The 17,593-nt window shown below is 48.9% G+C and carries 16 protein-coding genes and 2 pseudogenes; 12 read left to right on the top strand and 6 right to left on the bottom strand.

All coding sequences use genetic code 11. The annotated features are described in order from the left end of the window. Positions 1 to 172 precede the first annotated feature (172 nt). The 3 genes from ACL2XQ_RS08875 to ACL2XQ_RS08865 all read left to right on the top strand — a co-directional run bounded on the left by ACL2XQ_RS08875 (position 173) and on the right by ACL2XQ_RS08865 (position 2,441). A complete protein-coding gene (locus tag ACL2XQ_RS08875) occupies positions 173 to 598 on the top strand; it encodes a hypothetical protein (RefSeq protein ID WP_413728548.1) in 426 nt (141 codons plus the stop codon). 24 nt (positions 599 to 622) lie between these two features. After that, positions 623 to 952, top strand: coding sequence for a transcriptional repressor (locus ACL2XQ_RS08870; protein ID WP_413740293.1), 330 nt, complete (start codon positions 623 to 625; stop codon positions 950 to 952). A 643-nt stretch (positions 953 to 1,595) separates the two neighbouring features. Continuing rightward, on the top strand, positions 1,596 to 2,441 hold the full coding sequence (locus ACL2XQ_RS08865; protein WP_413722593.1) for an AraC family transcriptional regulator: 846 nt from the start codon (positions 1,596 to 1,598) through the stop codon (positions 2,439 to 2,441). Positions 2,442 to 2,474: 33 nt separating this feature from the next. Here the strand turns inward: ACL2XQ_RS08865 and ACL2XQ_RS08860 are convergent, their stop codons facing one another. Continuing rightward, complete coding sequence (locus ACL2XQ_RS08860) at positions 2,475 to 4,496, bottom strand: TonB-dependent receptor domain-containing protein (RefSeq protein WP_413740292.1); 2,022 nt, start codon at positions 4,494 to 4,496, stop codon at positions 2,475 to 2,477. A gap of 291 nt (positions 4,497 to 4,787) precedes the next feature. Between ACL2XQ_RS08860 and ACL2XQ_RS08855 the strand changes: the two genes are divergently transcribed. Next, positions 4,788 to 5,420, top strand: coding sequence for a YbhB/YbcL family Raf kinase inhibitor-like protein (locus ACL2XQ_RS08855; protein ID WP_413740291.1), 633 nt, complete (start codon positions 4,788 to 4,790; stop codon positions 5,418 to 5,420). A 28-nt stretch (positions 5,421 to 5,448) separates the two neighbouring features. After that, positions 5,449 to 6,327 carry a helix-turn-helix transcriptional regulator gene (locus ACL2XQ_RS08850; RefSeq protein ID WP_413740290.1) on the top strand — a complete coding sequence of 293 codons (879 nt, stop codon included), beginning with the start codon at positions 5,449 to 5,451 and terminating at the stop codon, positions 6,325 to 6,327. A gap of 153 nt (positions 6,328 to 6,480) precedes the next feature. On the opposite strand, the gene ACL2XQ_RS08845 is transcribed toward ACL2XQ_RS08850, so the two are convergent. Next, complete coding sequence (locus ACL2XQ_RS08845; RefSeq protein ID WP_413740289.1) at positions 6,481 to 7,365, bottom strand: NmrA family NAD(P)-binding protein; 885 nt, start codon at positions 7,363 to 7,365, stop codon at positions 6,481 to 6,483. Between the two features lie 78 nt (positions 7,366 to 7,443). On the opposite strand from ACL2XQ_RS08845, the gene ACL2XQ_RS08840 reads away from it, so the two are divergent. Together ACL2XQ_RS08840 and ACL2XQ_RS08835 are read left to right on the top strand one after the other, a co-directional pair. Further along, positions 7,444 to 8,052, top strand: coding sequence for a TetR/AcrR family transcriptional regulator (locus ACL2XQ_RS08840; RefSeq protein ID WP_413722588.1), 609 nt, complete (start codon positions 7,444 to 7,446; stop codon positions 8,050 to 8,052). A 225-nt stretch (positions 8,053 to 8,277) separates the two neighbouring features. Beyond that, positions 8,278 to 9,165 (top strand): annotated as a pseudogene (locus ACL2XQ_RS08835) (12-oxophytodienoate reductase); the annotation flags it as partial. Between the two features lie 179 nt (positions 9,166 to 9,344). Here the strand turns inward: ACL2XQ_RS08835 and ACL2XQ_RS08830 are convergent. Further along, positions 9,345 to 10,640, bottom strand: a complete 1,296-nt coding sequence (locus ACL2XQ_RS08830; RefSeq protein ID WP_413740288.1) for an MFS transporter — start codon at positions 10,638 to 10,640, stop codon at positions 9,345 to 9,347. Between the two features lie 302 nt (positions 10,641 to 10,942). Here ACL2XQ_RS08830 and ACL2XQ_RS08825 point away from each other — a divergent pair, with 302 nt between their 5' ends. After that, positions 10,943 to 11,656: a FadR/GntR family transcriptional regulator gene (locus ACL2XQ_RS08825; protein WP_410015478.1), complete on the top strand. Its 714-nt coding sequence runs from the start codon at positions 10,943 to 10,945 to the stop codon at positions 11,654 to 11,656. Positions 11,657 to 11,704: 48 nt separating this feature from the next. On the opposite strand, the gene ACL2XQ_RS08820 is transcribed toward ACL2XQ_RS08825, so the two are convergent. Then, positions 11,705 to 12,958: an enolase C-terminal domain-like protein gene (locus tag ACL2XQ_RS08820; protein ID WP_413740287.1), complete on the bottom strand. Its 1,254-nt coding sequence runs from the start codon at positions 12,956 to 12,958 to the stop codon at positions 11,705 to 11,707. A 412-nt stretch (positions 12,959 to 13,370) separates the two neighbouring features. On the opposite strand from ACL2XQ_RS08820, the gene ACL2XQ_RS08815 reads away from it, so the two are divergent. The 3 genes from ACL2XQ_RS08815 (at position 13,371) to idnD (ending at position 16,660) form a co-directional block, all read left to right on the top strand. Next, entirely contained in the window at positions 13,371 to 14,138 is a 768-nt protein-coding gene (locus ACL2XQ_RS08815; RefSeq protein ID WP_410015480.1) for an SDR family oxidoreductase, read from the top strand. Between the two features lie 111 nt (positions 14,139 to 14,249). After that, positions 14,250 to 15,614: an MFS transporter gene (locus ACL2XQ_RS08810; protein WP_413740286.1), complete on the top strand. Its 1,365-nt coding sequence runs from the start codon at positions 14,250 to 14,252 to the stop codon at positions 15,612 to 15,614. Further along, positions 15,614 to 16,660: an L-idonate 5-dehydrogenase gene (idnD, locus tag ACL2XQ_RS08805; protein WP_413740285.1), complete on the top strand. Its 1,047-nt coding sequence runs from the start codon at positions 15,614 to 15,616 to the stop codon at positions 16,658 to 16,660. Before ACL2XQ_RS08810 ends, idnD begins: the two co-directional genes overlap by 1 nt. Positions 16,661 to 16,919: 259 nt before the next feature. Here idnD and ACL2XQ_RS08800 read toward each other — a convergent pair whose 3' ends face one another. Continuing rightward, entirely contained in the window at positions 16,920 to 17,195 is a 276-nt protein-coding gene (locus ACL2XQ_RS08800; RefSeq protein ID WP_413728865.1) for a hypothetical protein, read from the bottom strand. Between ACL2XQ_RS08800 and ACL2XQ_RS08795 the strand changes: the two are divergent. Further along, positions 17,109 to 17,315, top strand: a pseudogene (locus tag ACL2XQ_RS08795) (AAA family ATPase); the annotation flags it as partial. The gene ACL2XQ_RS08800 and the pseudogene ACL2XQ_RS08795 sit on opposite strands and share 87 nt — an antisense overlap. Positions 17,316 to 17,353: 38 nt before the next feature. Here the strand turns inward: ACL2XQ_RS08795 and ACL2XQ_RS08790 are convergent. Beyond that, on the bottom strand, positions 17,354 to 17,590 hold the full coding sequence (locus ACL2XQ_RS08790; RefSeq protein WP_413740512.1) for a non-oxidative hydroxyarylic acid decarboxylases subunit D: 237 nt from the start codon (positions 17,588 to 17,590) through the stop codon (positions 17,354 to 17,356). Positions 17,591 to 17,593 lie beyond the last annotated feature (3 nt).

The following is a 17,593-nucleotide window of genomic DNA, read 5'->3' as shown; positions in this document are numbered from 1 at the left end:
CATTTCAAGCTATGTCCTGACAAGGAATGACACAAGAAGCGTACTAACGAAGACCGGGGTAGAAAAACGACAAATAGGCTGAAAATGAATATAAAACGGCCGGATTTCCAAACTAAAATCAAAACACCAATGGTAATATTTATCATTCTCATATTCCATAAAGGACATGGCAATGCTTGTAATAGATGATTCAAGATTCCCTTTAGTGTGGTTGAAACAGGTCAATGATGAAAAGGAATTAAACAATAACAGTTATGATGTTGAAAACACTTTTTCTCAGCTAAAAGCACTTTTTGCAAGGAAAACGCCTTTTATATTGATCAATGGAGATGATTATGGAAATGAGGAAAATCACGCGCATTCTAAAGAAGAAAAAATGATTATTGTTAAATGGATGAAAAACAACAAACCTGATGTTAGAAATTATATAATAGCTCAGGTCCAGGTCATCCCAAAGGAGAAGCAAACGATATTACTCAGCGCTTTTTCAAAAACATTTTCTAAATTTTGGGGCTTTCCTTTAATTATAGCCAGCAATAAAGACGCAGCAATTGAAAAGGCTCACGAATTACTTAAACGCATTGAAGATAAAAATTAAAAGCCATTGTTAATTTGAAAAAGCATGCTCAGTATGAGAAATAATTTTATGAAGAAAATATTACGATACACCATCCCCAGAGCATATGTATTAGACGTTATGCAAAAGCATCAGGATGCTTTTCTGGAGGTAAGGGATATCTATATTAATATGTACGATGAAAAAAAGATTAGTCTAAGCGTGGTTTATCGCGCATCCCGAGAATTGTATGAAGCCGGTCTATTGGAGAGACAACTGAATGAGAGAAGTGGACGAATCTCATACCGACATAAATCATCATATAGTTCACAAAAATTACATAACAGTGCAAATCATCAACTATTGACTACGCCAAGTCAATTAAATTCAGCTTAACCGCTGATTTTTAAAACCGACACAATAACACTCTTTGATGGAACCCATCATTCAGGCAATTGCACAATGCAGTGCTTTCGAAAAACAACATTTAACAACACGTAAAGAATGACATTAATAAAAATAAAACATGATTAACATAAGCGAAATAAATTACATCTAAAAAAGCAAGAACACCTCTCATATAATCACCTTTATAAAAGCAGTACCTAATTGTATTCTTTTATTGTATCAACACACCCATTAATATATTAATTCTCCAAAATACCGATAATTCCGCCATCCGTGTGTAAGCCTCAATGACCGCCTGGGGATAAAATCAATTAATTGTCTAATTGACCATCTGAATAAAATGAAGTTGAATATTAAATGGTAGACATAGATGAATCCACTATTAAGATTTATCAACTCGATTAGATGCTTTTGAACCATCAGATTTTAATGAATAAAATTGTTAATTAGTAGAGCACAATGGTGAAGATGATAATAATTTAAATAAAGCATATTTTAGCAAAAACCTTAAAAAAATCACAACAATTTAGTTATTATAATTGGAGATTTTTACGCTCACCTAGCTTAAAACTTTCCACTTCATATGGTTAATGTTATAATCTTAGTTATTCGACCAAGAGGTTTGAATTCTATGACAACTGATCGCTCATTTAATACAGTAAACCATTACGAAATTTCTGAAGTGAGAAATCCCTTTTTACCAGTTTTATCCATTAAATCAGATAATTTTACAGATTGCTGGGAACTCAAGCCACATCAGCATCCTGAAGCTCAACTAATATTTTCGCCAAAAGGAATTATAATATGTGAAGTAAAAAAATCAATCTACCTAATACCACCGCAATGTGCTATATGGATACCAACTAATACAGTTCACTCTACAAGAGGAGCCGGCAATACTAGCTGTTACTGCTTATTCATTGACACTACTAAAATAAAGGGGCTTCCTGAAGAATGTGCAACTCTTTCTGTACATCCTCTTTTGCGTGAATTGATTTTTTTTGCCTCAAATTTTAACGGCAAATCTACATTATCAGAATCCGAAAAAAAAATAATAGATGTATTAGTCGATCAGTTAAAAGCTACGACTAAACTCGAAGTTAGTCTTCCAATGCCTTCAGAATCGCGCTTATATTCAGTAACCAATGAGCTTATTAAAAGTCCGAATAATTCACTTAAACTTCATGAATGGGCGCTAAGAGTCAATATGAGTGAAAGAAGCTTCACCAGGTTAGTGCAACATGAGCTGGGCATGAGCTTTGGCAGATGGAAGCAGCAACTTCATATAGTTATAGCACTTCAGCGAATTTCCGAGGGGGATAGTATTACCGCTATTGCACTTGACCTGGGTTATGAAAATGCAAGCAGTTTTGTTACCATGTTCAAAAAAATATTAGGTAAACCACCGCTGAGTTATTTTAATGATTTAAAAAATTCATCTTCAAAACTTATCGATTTGCATGAAATTAAAAAATAGAAAGGGGGTGCCGTCCTCCCCCGTTTTTATTACCTAAAAAGAATAATTCACAGCAAGCCAGTATCGTCTGCCATCTTCAACATAACCATAATCATCATAACGAATTTTTTTGTCGAGAATATTTGAAACACCAGCCTTAATATCTACATTTTTGGCGACTGCATAATCCGCTCCGATATCTAACATGGCAAATGAAGGTGCCTGGATAGGTAATATAGTCGCTTGTGCACCACCTACATTATCACTATCCTTTCCGCGAATATTTATTGCCAGCCAGGTTTTCAACCTCTCACTATATTGATAATTAACAGTACTATTGAATTGATGTTTAGGCAGTTTATTAAGTGGCTTCCCTTTATTTTCACCAGACTGCTGTTTTGAATAGGTATATGTATAGTTATTCGCAATGCTTACTTTTTCAGTAACAGGAAAAGCAAGTGAGGCTTCAACACCCCGAGTTACTGCTTTACCAATATTTGTATAGATAAGTGGGTAAGCACCATAAACATTAGGTACTGACAGACATTGGTTTTCTGGGCAAGATACTGTATCTATCTTGTCCTTGAACTGGTTATTAAATAATGTAATACCTCCTGTTAATCCTTCATCGTTGTCATAAAGGAGTCCCATTTCTTGGGTTATTGACTTTTCTGGTTTCAGATCAGGGTTTCCGTAAACGTTGCCAACATAAGATACGGTACCAAACGATGTTGAAGTTTCTGCAATAGCCGGTGCTTTGAAACCACTACTGACGCCCCCTTTAATCGTCCAGTTTGTGGCAACATTCCAGACACCATAAATTCTCGGGCTCCAGTGACTCCCAAACTGATCATCATCATCAAAACGTACACCTGAAGTTAAAGTGAAATCTTCAGTAGCCAGCCATGCGTCTTCCAGGAACAAGGACTTTTCGGTACGTTTTAGATCTGTCTCACTGGATAGCTGATTTGATGTTCCATCATGTAACTTTTTAATACTAAGTTCTCCACCAAAGGTCAGGATATGGCTGCCTATATTTGAAGAAAGTGAGGATCGCATGTTTAAATTCTTTAGCCAAACATCCTCAGAACCTATCGTATAATCTTCGCTTTGGATATACGATTCTGTTTTTCCAATGGGCAAATAGCCAATATGATTTACAGAAAAACGGTTAACCTCAGTCTTTTTCCTGTAATCTGTCGGCACGCCAGTGACATAATTATATGCTGGGCTAATAGACTTCCCTACGGTCTGAGTTATATCCTGTTGTGTATGATTAGCTGTAAAAGTAATTTCTTGTTTATCCGAAGGGATTAGTGTTATCTTGCCTGTTATGTTATCTCTTTTGCTACCTCGATAACCGTTATAGATATCGTCTTCGTCACGCTTAGAATAATTTCCATAAGCCTGCATTGAAAGGATATTGTCAATCAATGGACCGGTTAAAAAGAAATTATTCTGAAATATATTACCCGAATCACTATGCTCCTGCATTGTAAAATCGGCGCCAATACTTCCTTGCCATTTATTTGAATTTTTACGTGTTATTATATTAATTACACCACCCATTGCATCTGATCCATATAAAGCGGACATCGGCCCTCGTATAACCTCAATATGATCTATTGCAGAAGCAGGAGGCATCCAGGCATTCATCTGACCATAGCCATCAAATAAACGGCTCGTATCCCTGGAGTCAATTCTCATACCATCGACCATATATAAGGTATAATCAGATCCCATGCCACGAATATTTATCTCCTTGTGATCCCCGCCAATCGTGGTAGTGATACCCGGAACCCCTTGGAGCAAATCTGCGATATCACGATAAGGTTTTTTTTGGATTTCTTCACTTGATATCGAAGTGACAGACGCAGGTGCCTGGCTTGTAGATTTATCCATTCCATTGGCGCTTGCGCTTACAACCATCGTTTCGTCTTTATTATTGTTATTAAGTTTATTTTCACTACCTTCATCAATCGGTGTTGCATGTGCCTGGGAAAAACAAGTAAGAAAATAAAAAACACTTAATTTCAATCGAAATGGGGCTGTTACTCGCGCTTTATTGAGATACATTTTACACGCCTTTATATGATAATGATACTCATTATTATTCAAGAGAAGGTAATATAATTAAATAAATTACAAAGCACATTGCTAAATTCGGTCATTTTATTCTTCTTTTCGGCCATTCTTCGGCTTCACCAAAACAAAAGCAGCCATCATTCACGTGATACGTTTTTTGTTTTAAACTAAGCATGTCCAGCCAAAATGATAGCTTCAGGAAGAAATTTGACTGGATGAGGCACTGGTAAGGTTTGTGAAAGTCGTATAATCGATTTTTCCATTCATAGACAAGGCAACAGCATGAAATTATATAGCCATAATTTTAAAGATGGCGGTGCCATCCCCGGCAAGAATAGTTTTGCCGTTTACGATCCTGAAAATAATATCCGTTTATCTGATAACCTTAACCCACACCTCCGCTGGGAAGATGCTCCCGCGGGTACGCAGTCGCTGGTGCTCCTTTGCCACGATCCCGATGTTCCTACCAGTGCTGAAAATGTAAATCAGCCAGGTAAGAGGGTCCCGGCATCGTTGCCCCGCGCCGATTTTTTTCACTGGTTACTGTTAAATATCCCGGCGGGTCAGAGCGAAATCGTTGAGGGGTCACAATCCCATGGCATTTCCGCTGGAGGCAAACAGGGTCCCTCTGCGCCAGATGGACTGACCCATGGCATAAATGATTATACCGGGTGGTTTGCCAATGATGAGTCGATGGCGGGCACCTACTATGGCTATGATGGTCCTTGTCCGCCGTGGAATGATGAAATAATCCATCATTATGTATTCACATTATATGCGCTCCCGACCCCGACATTGAACGTAGCAGGAGAGCTTACTGGTGCTAACATCCGTCGCACGCTGGAAAACAGCGACGTTTTGGCCAAAGCTACGCTGACTGGAGTCTACAGTCTTAACCCGGACGTGAAAGTGTAACGCTCAGCGTCTAAGCAGCAGGTAAACCATGACCAGAGAAAATAGGTTATTCGCATCAGATGAGAAATACGCCTTGAGCAGTGAACAATTTTCCTGGTCTGGTTTTTATGGCAGCAACACCAGCCGTAATAATCTGGTTTCGGTGGCTTATCCGCAACTCAGGGTGGAGCAGAGTACCCCCTCTTTTTTCTTCTTTGAACCGACGGTGCTGATCGTATTAGCGGGAAGAATTGAGTTCCTGGCTTCGGGGGAAAACCATACACTAGCTGATAAGGCCGCCGTAGGTTTTATAGATCAGGGCGTGATTGCCGATTATACCAAATATCCCCCGAGTAATGACTCTCCGTTCCGGTCAATATTTCTCACTTTCAGTGCAGATGTGTTGGAATATTTTTATCAGTTTTTTCAGGGCGACATTTCCAGTGCTAAAAAGAAACCTCAGTTCACCACGGTTGATCTTAATAGCGCTCTACACGAATCATTGCGAACGTTACTGAAAAACCTGGATCAGCCGAGTCTTAGCGATGCAAGGATCCGGTTAAGAATTTTTGACTTACTGTTAGTCCTTGCCGAGCAAAATATTCATTTTACCCTTCCACAACGACAGGGCGTCTTTCCACGTTTAAGCCGCCTGCTACGCTCCTCACCAGAAATCGGCTGGACTGCCCGCTCCGCCGGTGAAGCATTGGCTATGAGCGAATCAACCCTGCGAAGGCGGTTGCGCGAAGAGGGTATCCGCTTTGAGAAGCTTCTCGTGGATATACGCATGCACCACGGCTTATTGCTGATACAAACCACCAACTGGAACATGACGCAGGTGGCAGATGCCTGCGGCTACAAATCGGTTTCACGCTTCGCTGAAAGATTTACACAGCGTTTTGGCCTGTCTCCATCGCGGTTACGTTAGTACTTTCATTAGGGCCATGCGTTTTATAGGTAATAAGCACCAGATAAATTATCTTATTCATTGCGAATGTTATGAATAATTTGATTAACGTTCATTTTCATCAATATTGGATGAGGAGATCTCTTTAACGTAGTGCCTGATGACACCCCGGATCTACCGATTGAAAAACGCAATATTTTCCTGCAGCCAATCTGACAATGAGCGCGGGGGCAATCCAGTTAATTCTTCAACAGTCAGAGTGCGCTCAATCAGCACTGAATGGTTGAAAATCCTGTCAAGTCCAATAAGCAGTTCAGTGACAAACGGTGAAAGACCGTCAGCAAGTAATGCAGCGCGCTGTTCATTGGGTGAGCGGTCAATATAGGTGACCGTACGACCTAAAAGATCGGATAATTTCTCAGCAATCTCAGGCATTGTCCAGTTACGCGGACCCGTTAGGTGATAAGCACGTTGGGAGTTATCTGCTACTTTTTCAAGCAGCGCTACACGTGCCACCCCGGCTACATCGCGGGTGTCAATCAGATTGACGCGCCCGTTACCTGCAGCGCCCGCCCAGGTTCCCGCAGCGACCTGGCTTCCAGCACGCTTGAGTATATCCATGAAAGTAGTGGGTCTCAATACGGTTGAGGCCACAGGTTGTCGGGCCAGATGAGCCTCTATCACTGCATGCCATGCAAAAGGATTTATGGGCGTTGCTGGCCCCATCACCGAAAGTTTAACAATATGTCGCACGCCTGTTTTTACAGCAGCATCAATCAGTGCTATCTCATTAGCCACCTGTTGAGATGATGTCCCATGAGCGATGAAAAGCTTATCGGCACCTGCTAGCCCCCTTTCGAGCGTTGAGGGTTTATCAAAATTGACAACAACAGATGATACCCTGTCGGAAATATTTTCAGGTGTCTTCTGACGCGTGAGTGCAATGACCGTTACGGGATCTGATGCGAGCATATTGATTAAGTGTGAGCCGACCCGACCCGTGGCACCCGCAACAGCGATGCGAAGTTCAGGAACTTGAGTATTCGATTGATTAAGCATGGTGAACCCTTATTATATGATGGAACGATCAGTCCATCAATCTTGGTACGATCATTCCAGATTGTCAACGGGGGATTTATGAGCGGTAAACCGCAATACGATGAAAGTGCCGTGTTGAATGCGGCGATCGGCGTTTTCTGGAGTCATGGTTATGCAAACGCCTCCATCAGCGACCTTACTGAAGCAACAGGTCTGTCCCGCTCCAGCCTTTATCAGCGATTTAAGGATAAGGACGGGCTCTTCAATGAGTGCCTCAGGCTGTATACGGACCGCGTCCTGTCTCGCATGAATTCAATTCAACTTGCGTCCCCAAGAGCAAGGGTTGAAGCATTGCTGCGTGAATTCCTTCCGGATAACGCTGGACTGGATAACCTCAGAGGTTGCCTGCTGTCTCGTAGCCTCAGTGAGCAAGCCGATCTTACCGCCGCAGGGAAAATGACGATGAACGTGGGGATTCGCCAACAGCGACAGATATTGTTAAACATTCTGGCGAAGGGGCAACAAACGGGAGAAATCGCGCAGGATATCAATCTGGAACTGCTGGCCTGGTATTACTTTGGCATTCTGCAGTCGGTGGTAAATCTGCCTTCAGCAGGCGCAAGCCGACAGACACTTTCACAGCTCATTGATATTTCAATGTCGGCCTGGCCAAAAAAACGAGATTACCCTCCGGATTCTGATGGATAACCTAAATGTGTATCATTAATAATATCAGGACTCGCGCTTAGCGGAGTTTAAGATCAGAAAGGGGTAGCGCGTCAGCAGGCAACGTTTTTCTTAAACAACACATTGGGTTGCCCACCTTTTCTCATTTCATTCCAGCAACCTGATTAAATTGCCGCCTGGCTGCTTCGACTTCAGGCAACTTATTAAGCGTCCATTGGCGTAGTCCACGAAGCGGCATCCCTTTTTCCCTTTTTCCATGGTGAAGCGGCATTTTGGCTGGAAAAACGTTATTGATGCTGTGCACAGTGCAGGCGGCCGCATGGCGCCGCAGATCTGGCATACCGGTGCAGTGCGTTATATCAACGGCTGGGAGCCGGCAGCCCCTGTTGAAAGCCCGTCAGGTTTTGATGCGCCCGGAGACCCACGCGGCGTTGCAATGAGTGAAGAAGATATTGCGGATACCGTTTCGGCGTTCGTAAAGGCAGCGGCGGATGCCAAACGTCTGGGCTTCGACACGGCCGAAATCCATGGCGCTCATGGATTTTTAATCGACCCGTTCTTCTGGGCCGGTACTGATCTGCGTACGGACCGCTACGGTGGCCCAACAATCAAAGAACGTTCGCGCTTTGCCAGTGAGATTATCTCTGCCGTTCGTCACGCAGTCGGTCCTGATTTTCCGGATATCATGCGTGTCAGCCACTGGAAGCAGCAGGACTTCGGGGTACGAATTGCCGAAACCCCGGCGGTGATGGAAGAATGGTTATTACCGCTGGTTGAGGCTGGCGTCGATATCCTACACTGTTCGCAATGTCGATTCTGGGAGCCGGAATTCCCTGAGATTGATGGCGGAAACGGCCTGAACTGTGCGGATTAGGCGAAAAAGTGACAGGCGCCGCGACGATTAGCGTAGGTTCGGTTGGTCTGGATAACGATGTGACTAATGCTTTCGCCGGAAAGGGATCGGCTTCTGCGAGCCTTGAGCGCCTTATTGAGCGCATGGAGCGTGAAGAGTGTGATCTCATCGCCGTGGGCCGTGCCCTGCTAAGCGATCCGGATTGGGTAACGAAAGTGGAAGATGGCAATTACACAGCATTGAGCGGATTTACTCCGGCATCCCTGGCTGAATGGGTTTAAGACTGCACGACAGGTGTTTCAAGTCTATTCATAAGGCGGCCCTGTAAATCGGGACCGTCTGGCAGGACTGACCCCGCCCAGATGGCCGTGCCGGCGGGTACGGTTGTAGAACACTTACACATAATCGAAGGTAATGGACGCAAAAACCAGGCCGTTAAAGTAACCGGCCTGTACAGGGATTAGGGTAGCGCCACCGCCTTCGACGCCGCCTGCGCAGAGGTTTTATTACTGAAGCCGGTCAAAGCGGTCAAGATGACGGCGATCACCAGTGAACCGCCCATAAAAACATAAGACGCCTGCGGCCCCTGGAAAATGCCATTCAGGTAGCCGACAATCCACGCCCCGACAAACGAGCCCAGCGCGCCGAAGCTGACGATAAACGCCATCGCCCCCGCCATGACATTGCGCGGCAACAACTCCGGCACCGCGGCAAAAAAAGGCCCATAAGGGGTGTACATCGCTCCGCCGGCGATCACCAGCAGCACGTAGGACAACCAAAAATGGTCGGCGCCCAGGGTAAAGGATCCGCAAAAACATACCGCCCCCAGGCCAAGGAACAAAAGCACCACCAGCTTACGCTGCTGGAATTTATCGGAGAAATAAGAAGCGGTCAGCATCAGCGGCACCGCCAGCAGGTAAGGCGCGGCGGATAGCCAACCGGTGGCCACGATGCCCAAACCCGAGGCGGTCTTCAGGATTGAAGGCAGCCACATAATGAAACCGTACATGCCGATATTCCAGAAGAAATGGATAAACGACAACGCCAGCACCTTCTTCGAGCGGAACGCCTCGGCGTAATTTTTCACGGGTTTCATTTCCACCTGCTCGGCCGCCAGCGCAGTTTCAAGATCCTGCTTCTCTTGGTCTGTCAGCCATTTGGCGTCTTTCGGCCGGTCAACAAAGATAACCCACCAGATAACCGCCCAGACGATTGCCGGCACGCCTTCGATGATAAACATGCCGCGCCAGCCGAAGAAATTTACCAGGTAACCTGACACAATCGACATCCACAACACCGTGATCGGGTTGCCTAGGAACAGGAACGTATTGGCTTTGGAACGCTCGCGCTTGGTAAACCAGTGGCTGAGGAACACCAGCATCGCCGGCATCACCACGCTTTCGGCCACGCCCAGCAGGAAACGGATCACGGCCAGCGCCGCCACGCTATGCACTATGCCGGTTGCAGTCGCCAGGATCCCCCACAATATCAGGCTCCAGAAAATCAGTTTTTTGGCGCTGCGCCGTTCCGAATAGATGCCGCCCGGCACCTGGAAGAAAAAATAACCCAGGAAAAACAACGCGCCCAGCAACGACGATATGCCCGGCGTGATATTCAGATCGTGCGCCAGTCCTGAGGCGGCGCCAAAACCGTAGTTGGCGCGATCGAGATAGGCCAGGCTGTAGGTTATAAAAGCCAGCGGGATCAGTTTACGCCAGCGTATCGGCGCTAGGTTCTGTGGCAAAAGTTGACTCATGTCGATATTCCAAGGGGGTTAATTATTACCGGTCAGTACCTGAAGCCGGAGTGTTTATCTTTCTTCATTGCCAAACACTACCTGTCACACAACATCTTGTATGACATCATTCATGTTTAAAAATGCGGCATTCTCCATCGCCGATCAATGACCAATCCGCCAAAATGAAGTGACGATCACATATTTTATTTTCAGCGGCTGGTTTCGGCCTGACAGCATGAAAATGCGCTTTTTGGCTTCACAGCCCCCGCTGGGCGTGCTATACACAGGCATGTTGTAGGACAACGTATGCGACGGACACCATGAGCATTCAATCAATACAGAAACACAACGTGGTTAACGCGGTTTATGATCAGATCAAGGAAAAGCTGCTGGACGGAAGTTGGCCCCCGGGCAGCAAGCTACCTTCCGAGGCCGAACTGACCGCCTCGTTCAACGTCAGCCGCGTCAGCATCCGCAGCGCGGTACAGCGCCTGCGCGATCTGGGTATTGTCATCACTCACCAGGGCAAAGGCAGCTTTGTCACCAAGGACCTTAACCAGCAAAGTCTGTTAAACGAACACCAACCCATCATGCACCTGAGCCGCGAAGAGTTTCACGATATGATGGTGTTCCGCCAAACGGTGGAGTTCAAATGCATGGAGCTGGCGGTATGCAACGCCACGCCCGACGACATCACCGCCCTGGAACAGGCGTTGAACCGCATGCTGGTGAACAAGGACGACTACAAAAAGTATTCACAGGCCGACTTTGATTTCCATCTGGCGATAGCCAAAGCATCGCAGAACAAAGTGTTTTACAACGTCATGAATTCCATCAAAGACATCTACTACTACTATCTGGAAGAGCTGAACCGCGCACTCGGCATCTCGCTGGAAAGCGTCGAGGCCCATATCAAGGTGTTCATGGCGATCAAGAACCGAGACTCCTCCACCGCGGTGGCGGTGCTCAATGAAGCGATGTCGGAAAACGTGGCGGCGATTGAGAAACTGAAACAGTCGGCGCCGGACGCATAAGCGCCCGGCCGCTATAAGAGGATGCCATCCTCCTATGCCGCGCGTTCCCTATGGCCGCGACGCAGTCCCATCAGGAGTACGCGCCAGGGTCCAGGACGGGATACCACCGATACAGGGGTAGTGCGCCGCTTTTTCCTCATTGATATCAATGCCCAGCCCCGGGCGGTCGCTCAGGTACGCATAACCCAGCTCGATTTCCGGGCAGCCGGGGAACACCTCTCGCAGCGCGTCGTTGACCGGCGTGTATTCCTGGATGCCGAAGTTGGTCACGCTCATATCCAGGTGCAGGTTGGCGCAAACGCCCACTGGCGAAATGTCACCCGGGCCATGCCAGGCGGTGCGCACGCCGTGGATTTCGCTCAGCGTCGCCAGCTTTTTCGCCGGAGTGATGCCACCGATGGTGCTGACATGGCAACGGATATAATCGATCAGGTTGTGAGTAATCAGCGGTCTCCAGTCATTGACGCTGGTAAACAATTCGCCCATCGAAATCGGCGTGGACGACTGTTGGCGCAGCATCTTCAGCCAATCGATATTTTCCGGCGCCACGGGGTCCTCAAGATAAAACATCTGGTACTGTTCCAGATTCTTGGCCAGCTGGATGGCGGCCATCGGCGTCACGCGCTCGTGCACATCATGGATAAATTCGATGCCGAAGCCGAGTGTATTGCGCAGATGGTCGAACAGGCGCGGCACGCTTTTCACGTAGGCATCCGGATCGAAATAAATCCCCGGCGTGCTGGCGCGCGGCGAGCGTTTCGGCTGAATGTTCTTTGCCCGGGCCAGCCGGGTGGCGATAAGCTTCAGGTCGTCGGTACCCGCGCCGCCATACATGCCCATCTGGCAGCGGACGTACTGATAGCCCTCTTCCATGCGTGCGCGGACATTGTCCTCCACTTCAAATTCGTCGCTGCCGTCGGTATGCACATACAGCGGAATGCCATCGCGGCATTTGCCGCCCAGCAGCTCATACACCGGCATGCCGGCCAGCTTGCCTTTGATATCCCATAACGCCATGTCCACGCCGGACAGCGCGTTATTCATGATGGGGCCGCTGCGCCAGTAACCGCTTACGCAGGCCGATTGCCAGATATCCTCGATGCGCGCCGGGTCCTTGCCAATCAGGAACGGCGCCATGTAGCCGTCGATGGCGCTTTTCACCGCCTGGATACGCTGGGTAAAGGTGGCGCAGCCCAGGCCATATAATCCCGGCTGATTGGTTTCTACCTTCACCACCGCCAGATCGATGCCGCCCGGGGCGGTCAGAATGGTTTTCACCGCGGTGATTTTCAAATTACTCACAGTCACTCCTTAAATTTAATGTTTGCCCGTTAACATCCGTGTTCATTTCACGGCGGCGTGTTCCCTCGCCTTAACCGCCCGGACACCCAACCGGCTAGTGTTATCAGATCTAGCATCTCATATGTTGTCCTACAAGTAATTTTCGTTATACCCGTGAAAATGCACGATGCAAAGCCTGCGAATCCAAGAATGTGCACCCGGTCATAAAATTAACAATAATATATTATCTAATTGTTTTAAAACGTATTTGACAGAATAAATAACATAAAAATAAATTATTCTGTGATCTTCACCGCAAAAAAGATGTATGTGCATTGCTTTAAAAAATTCATTACTTCACTTTAAATATGAATGATGTCATACAAGTTAACGAGCGATATCTATCGCCATGACCCCATAATGAGGAATTGCTATGTCTGCACTGTTTGATTTAACCGGGAAAACGGCACTAGTGACCGGTTCGGCACGAGGTTTGGGATATTGTTACGCCGAAGGGCTGGCCGCCGCTGGCGCCAGCGTAGTCCTGAACGATATCCGCGCGGAGCTGCTGGATGAATCGGTACAAAAACTCCGTGCTAAAGGTTATCAGGCGCAGGGCGTCGCCTTCGACGTCACCAATGAGGATGCGGTGGAAAGCGCGTTCGCCGCCCTGGAACAACAGGGGCTGCCGGTGGATATCCTGATTAACAATGCCGGCATCCAGTACCGCAAACCCATGGTGGAGCTGGAGCTGGAACAGTGGCAACGCGTCATCGACACTAACCTGACCAGCGCGTTTATCGTTTCGCGCGCGGCCGCGAAACGGATGATTGCCCGCGGCAATGGCGGCAAGATCATCAATATCGGATCGCTGACCAGCCAGGCCGCCCGCCCCACCGTGGCGCCCTATACCGCGGCCAAAGGCGGTATCAAGATGCTGACCTGCTCAATGGCCGCCGAATGGGCGGAATTCAACATTCAGACCAACGCCATCGGCCCCGGTTATATCCTTACCGATATGAACACCGCGCTTATCGACAATAAACAGTTCGACGCCTGGGTCAAAGCCAGCAACCCGTCAAAGCGCTGGGGCAAGCCGGAAGAACTGATCGGCACCGCGGTGTTCCTTTCCTCCACCGCGTCCGACTACATCAACGGCCAGATTATCTACGTCGACGGCGGCTGGCTGGCCGTGCTGTAACCCGCCCAGCCTGATCTGAATATACCTACGCCCACAGCATCGCCGCTGTGGGCTATATCCCTGTATCCGTCTGCTTATAAAAAAATGGTACCTTTTGACCAGGAAAATAAAATGAAAGCAACCAAGTCGCGATTCTTTATTTTGTCGCTGTTATTTATCGTAACGGCAATTAATTATATGGACCGGGCCAACCTGTCCGTCGCCGGCAGTAAAATCCAGGCCGATTTCGATTTGAGTCCCACCCAGCTTGGGCTGCTGTTCTCCATGTTCACCTGGTTCTACGCCGCCAGCCAGATCCCGGTGGGTTATGTGCTGGACCGCATCGGCTCACGCGTCTTGTACGGCAGCGCCATCATCCTGTGGAGCGTGTTTACCTTCCTGATGGGGTTTGCCTCGCATCACCTGTTTGCCACCGCTACCGCGTCATTCCTGATGTTACTGGGCTGCCGGGCCCTGATCGGCATAGCCGAAGCGCCTTCTTTCCCGTCCAATACCAAGATAATTGCCACCTGGTTTCCCGATCATGAACGGGCGCGCGCCACCGCCATTTATTCCAGCGCGCAATACATCGGGCTGGCGCTGCTCACTCCGGCACTGTCGTTTATCGTGGCGGAATTCGGCTGGCAAATGTCATTTTACCTGTCCGGCGCCGCCGGCATCCTGTTCGGCATCTTCTGGCTGATGAAATACCGCGATCCGCAGCATAGCGTCAAGACCAACCGGCAAGAACTGGATTATATCCGCGACGGCGGCGGCTACGGTTCACTAAACCAGGCTAACGTCAGCGAAAAAGTACGCTGGGCCGATATTCGCTTCTTCCTGAAAAAACGCACCATCTGGGGTCTGTTTATTGCCCAGTTCGCCTGTTCCTCCACGCTATATTTCTTCCTGACCTGGTTTATCGTCTATCTGGAAAAGGGGCTGCACCTGTCGATCGCCAAAGCGGGCCTGGGAGCTTCCTTTCCATACCTGATGGCCATGGCCGGCGTGCTGTGCGGCGGCACCCTGAGCGACATGCTGCTGAAAAAAGGCGCATCGCGTACGCTGGCCCGTAAGCTGCCCGTGATGTCCGGGCTGTGCCTGACCATGGTGATTTGCCTGGTCAACTATTTTGAAGATCAGCCCCTCATCGCCATTGCCATCCTGTCCATCGCCTTTTTCGCCAACGCTTTCTCCAATCTGGGTTGGGTGGTATGGAGCGACGTTATCCCGCGTAACTTTCTCGGCACCATGGGCGGCTGCCTGAATATCTGCGGCAACCTGTCCGGCATCATCAGTCCGATTGTCATCGGCGTTATCCTGCAGCGCACCAATAATTTCAAGTACGCGATGTGGTATATCGCCGCGGTCGCACTGGCCGGCCTGCTGGCCTATACCTTCCTGGTCGGGAAAATCGACGTGATCGTCCCGCCGAAATCAACTGAACCTGTCCGGCCGCAACCCGGCCCAGACGCACTTAAAATCGAGGTCAAATAATGAGCACCCATACAATCAGTTGCAAAGCCTGCTTCGCCTACGGTGAGAAAGATATTCGCGTAGAACAACGTGAGCTGGAATACCAGGATGAGGATGTGCTGGTGAAGGTGGACTGCGGCGGCATTTGCGGGTCCGATATCCATTATTACCAACATGGACGCGCAGGGATGTCGGTACTCAAACATCCCATGGTGGTCGGCCATGAGTTCGTAGGCGTTGTAAGCAAGGCGCCGGTGGGCTCTAACCTGCGGGTCGGCCAGCGCGTGGCGGTCAATCCTTCGCAACCCTGCAACCATTGCGTGTTCTGCCTGGAGGGCAAGCAAAACCTGTGCTCCGCCATGCGTTTTATGGGCAGCGCGCAGTTCGACCCGCATGTAAACGGGGGATTCTCCGAATATGTGGTGGCTGCTGTAAAACAGTGTATTCCTTATGATGAGCACGCCGAACCGAAAGTCATCGCCTTTGCCGAACCGCTGGCGGTGGCGATCCACGCCGTTAACGCGGCGGGCACGCTGGTCGGCAAAAAAGTGCTGGTGATCGGCGCCGGGCCGATTGGCTGTCTGATCCTGGCCGCGGCGTTAAGCGCCGGGGCGGCCGAAGCCGTGGCGTGCGATGTCAGCGACCGCTGCCTGACGCTGGCCGCTCAGATGGGCGCCACCGCGACATTTAATCCGATGAATAAAGACAGCGCCGCTTTCTATCAGCGGGACCGGGGCTATTTTGACGTGGTGTTTGAAGCTTCCGGCAGCCCGGCGGCCATCAGCTCTACCGTCGCCCTCACCCGCCCGGCCGGCACCGTGGTGCAGGTGGGCATGGGCGCCAGCAGCGTAGAATACCCGGTGATGCCGATGCTGGTGAAAGAAATACGCTGGGTCGGATCTTTCCGTTTTATAAATGAGTTCGACACCGCGGTGAAATGGCTGCAGGACGGTCGCATCAATCCGCTGCCGCTGCTGAGCGGCGAATATCAGCCGGAAGCCATCGAGAGCGCGTTGATTGCCGCCGCCGATAAAACGATATCGTCAAAGATACAAATCAAATTCTAAGATTTCATCAATCTATCTCTGGGAAAAACCAACCTCAGGTTTTCAACATGGGGCTGGTTCGCATATAACAAATCAGGTTGTGTGTAGTCCCCCCGAAATTTAGTCTTACCGCTTGATGAAGTTCTCTGATTAAAATGCAACCAACGGGAGCCTCATTATGAAGAAAGCGCGTTTCACTGAAACTCAGATCTTTATACGGGTTCCCACTGATAAGCCCAAAATACCGCCATGGTCATTATTGCGGCGATCGGTGGGCGAATTACTGTAGCCGATGCTGGGCATTAACGGAGCCGCTGCTCCCCACCGGGAGAAACGGCCGTTCCGCCTGTTGCAGCCGATGCAGCATCGCCATTTGCGTCATGCCCGGATGGGATTCCAGGCGTGGGCTTGAGGCAACTATGCCAACGTCTGAACATTGCCATCGCGTGTCCTCCGGCAAGGCCAGCACCACCGGGCCGGGGCGGCCGCCCTGCTTTCTGGCGAGCTCGGCCTGGCGACGGATGCCCTTAGTCATGTGCTGACGCGTCGCAGCCATCAGACCCAGTGCATGGACCTGACCATTTTTCGCGAGCAGCAGGCAATTGCCGGCCGCTTCTACGCGCTGGGTCTGCCCCCGCGGGCCATTGAAGTCCGCGACGCGGTGTGGCGGGAATGATTTAACCCCTTACCCAGGCGCACCGGATACGAGGTGTATTACTCTCCGGTGACTTTCCGCAGGACCGGAACCGGTGGTATTTCCTCGGCGTGTTCCAGACTCCCGGGGTCCAGGCGGAACGCTTGCGGATAAAACCGGGGATCGGAACGGCGCGGCGGCTCGGTCGAACGCCAGGTGTAAAGGCATTGCCCGCATTGAAATACGGTAAATACGCCCGGGACCGGGCTTTCAAACAAAACGTCCGTCTCCGGATGCTGGCAACGAGGACAAATCATCAT

The sequence above is a fragment of the Sodalis sp. RH14 genome, assembly GCF_047324285.1.
Lineage (GTDB): Bacteria > Pseudomonadota > Gammaproteobacteria > Enterobacterales > Enterobacteriaceae > Acerihabitans.
Note: the sequence above shows the minus strand (reverse complement) of the source record. Positions and strands in the feature narration are given on the sequence as shown.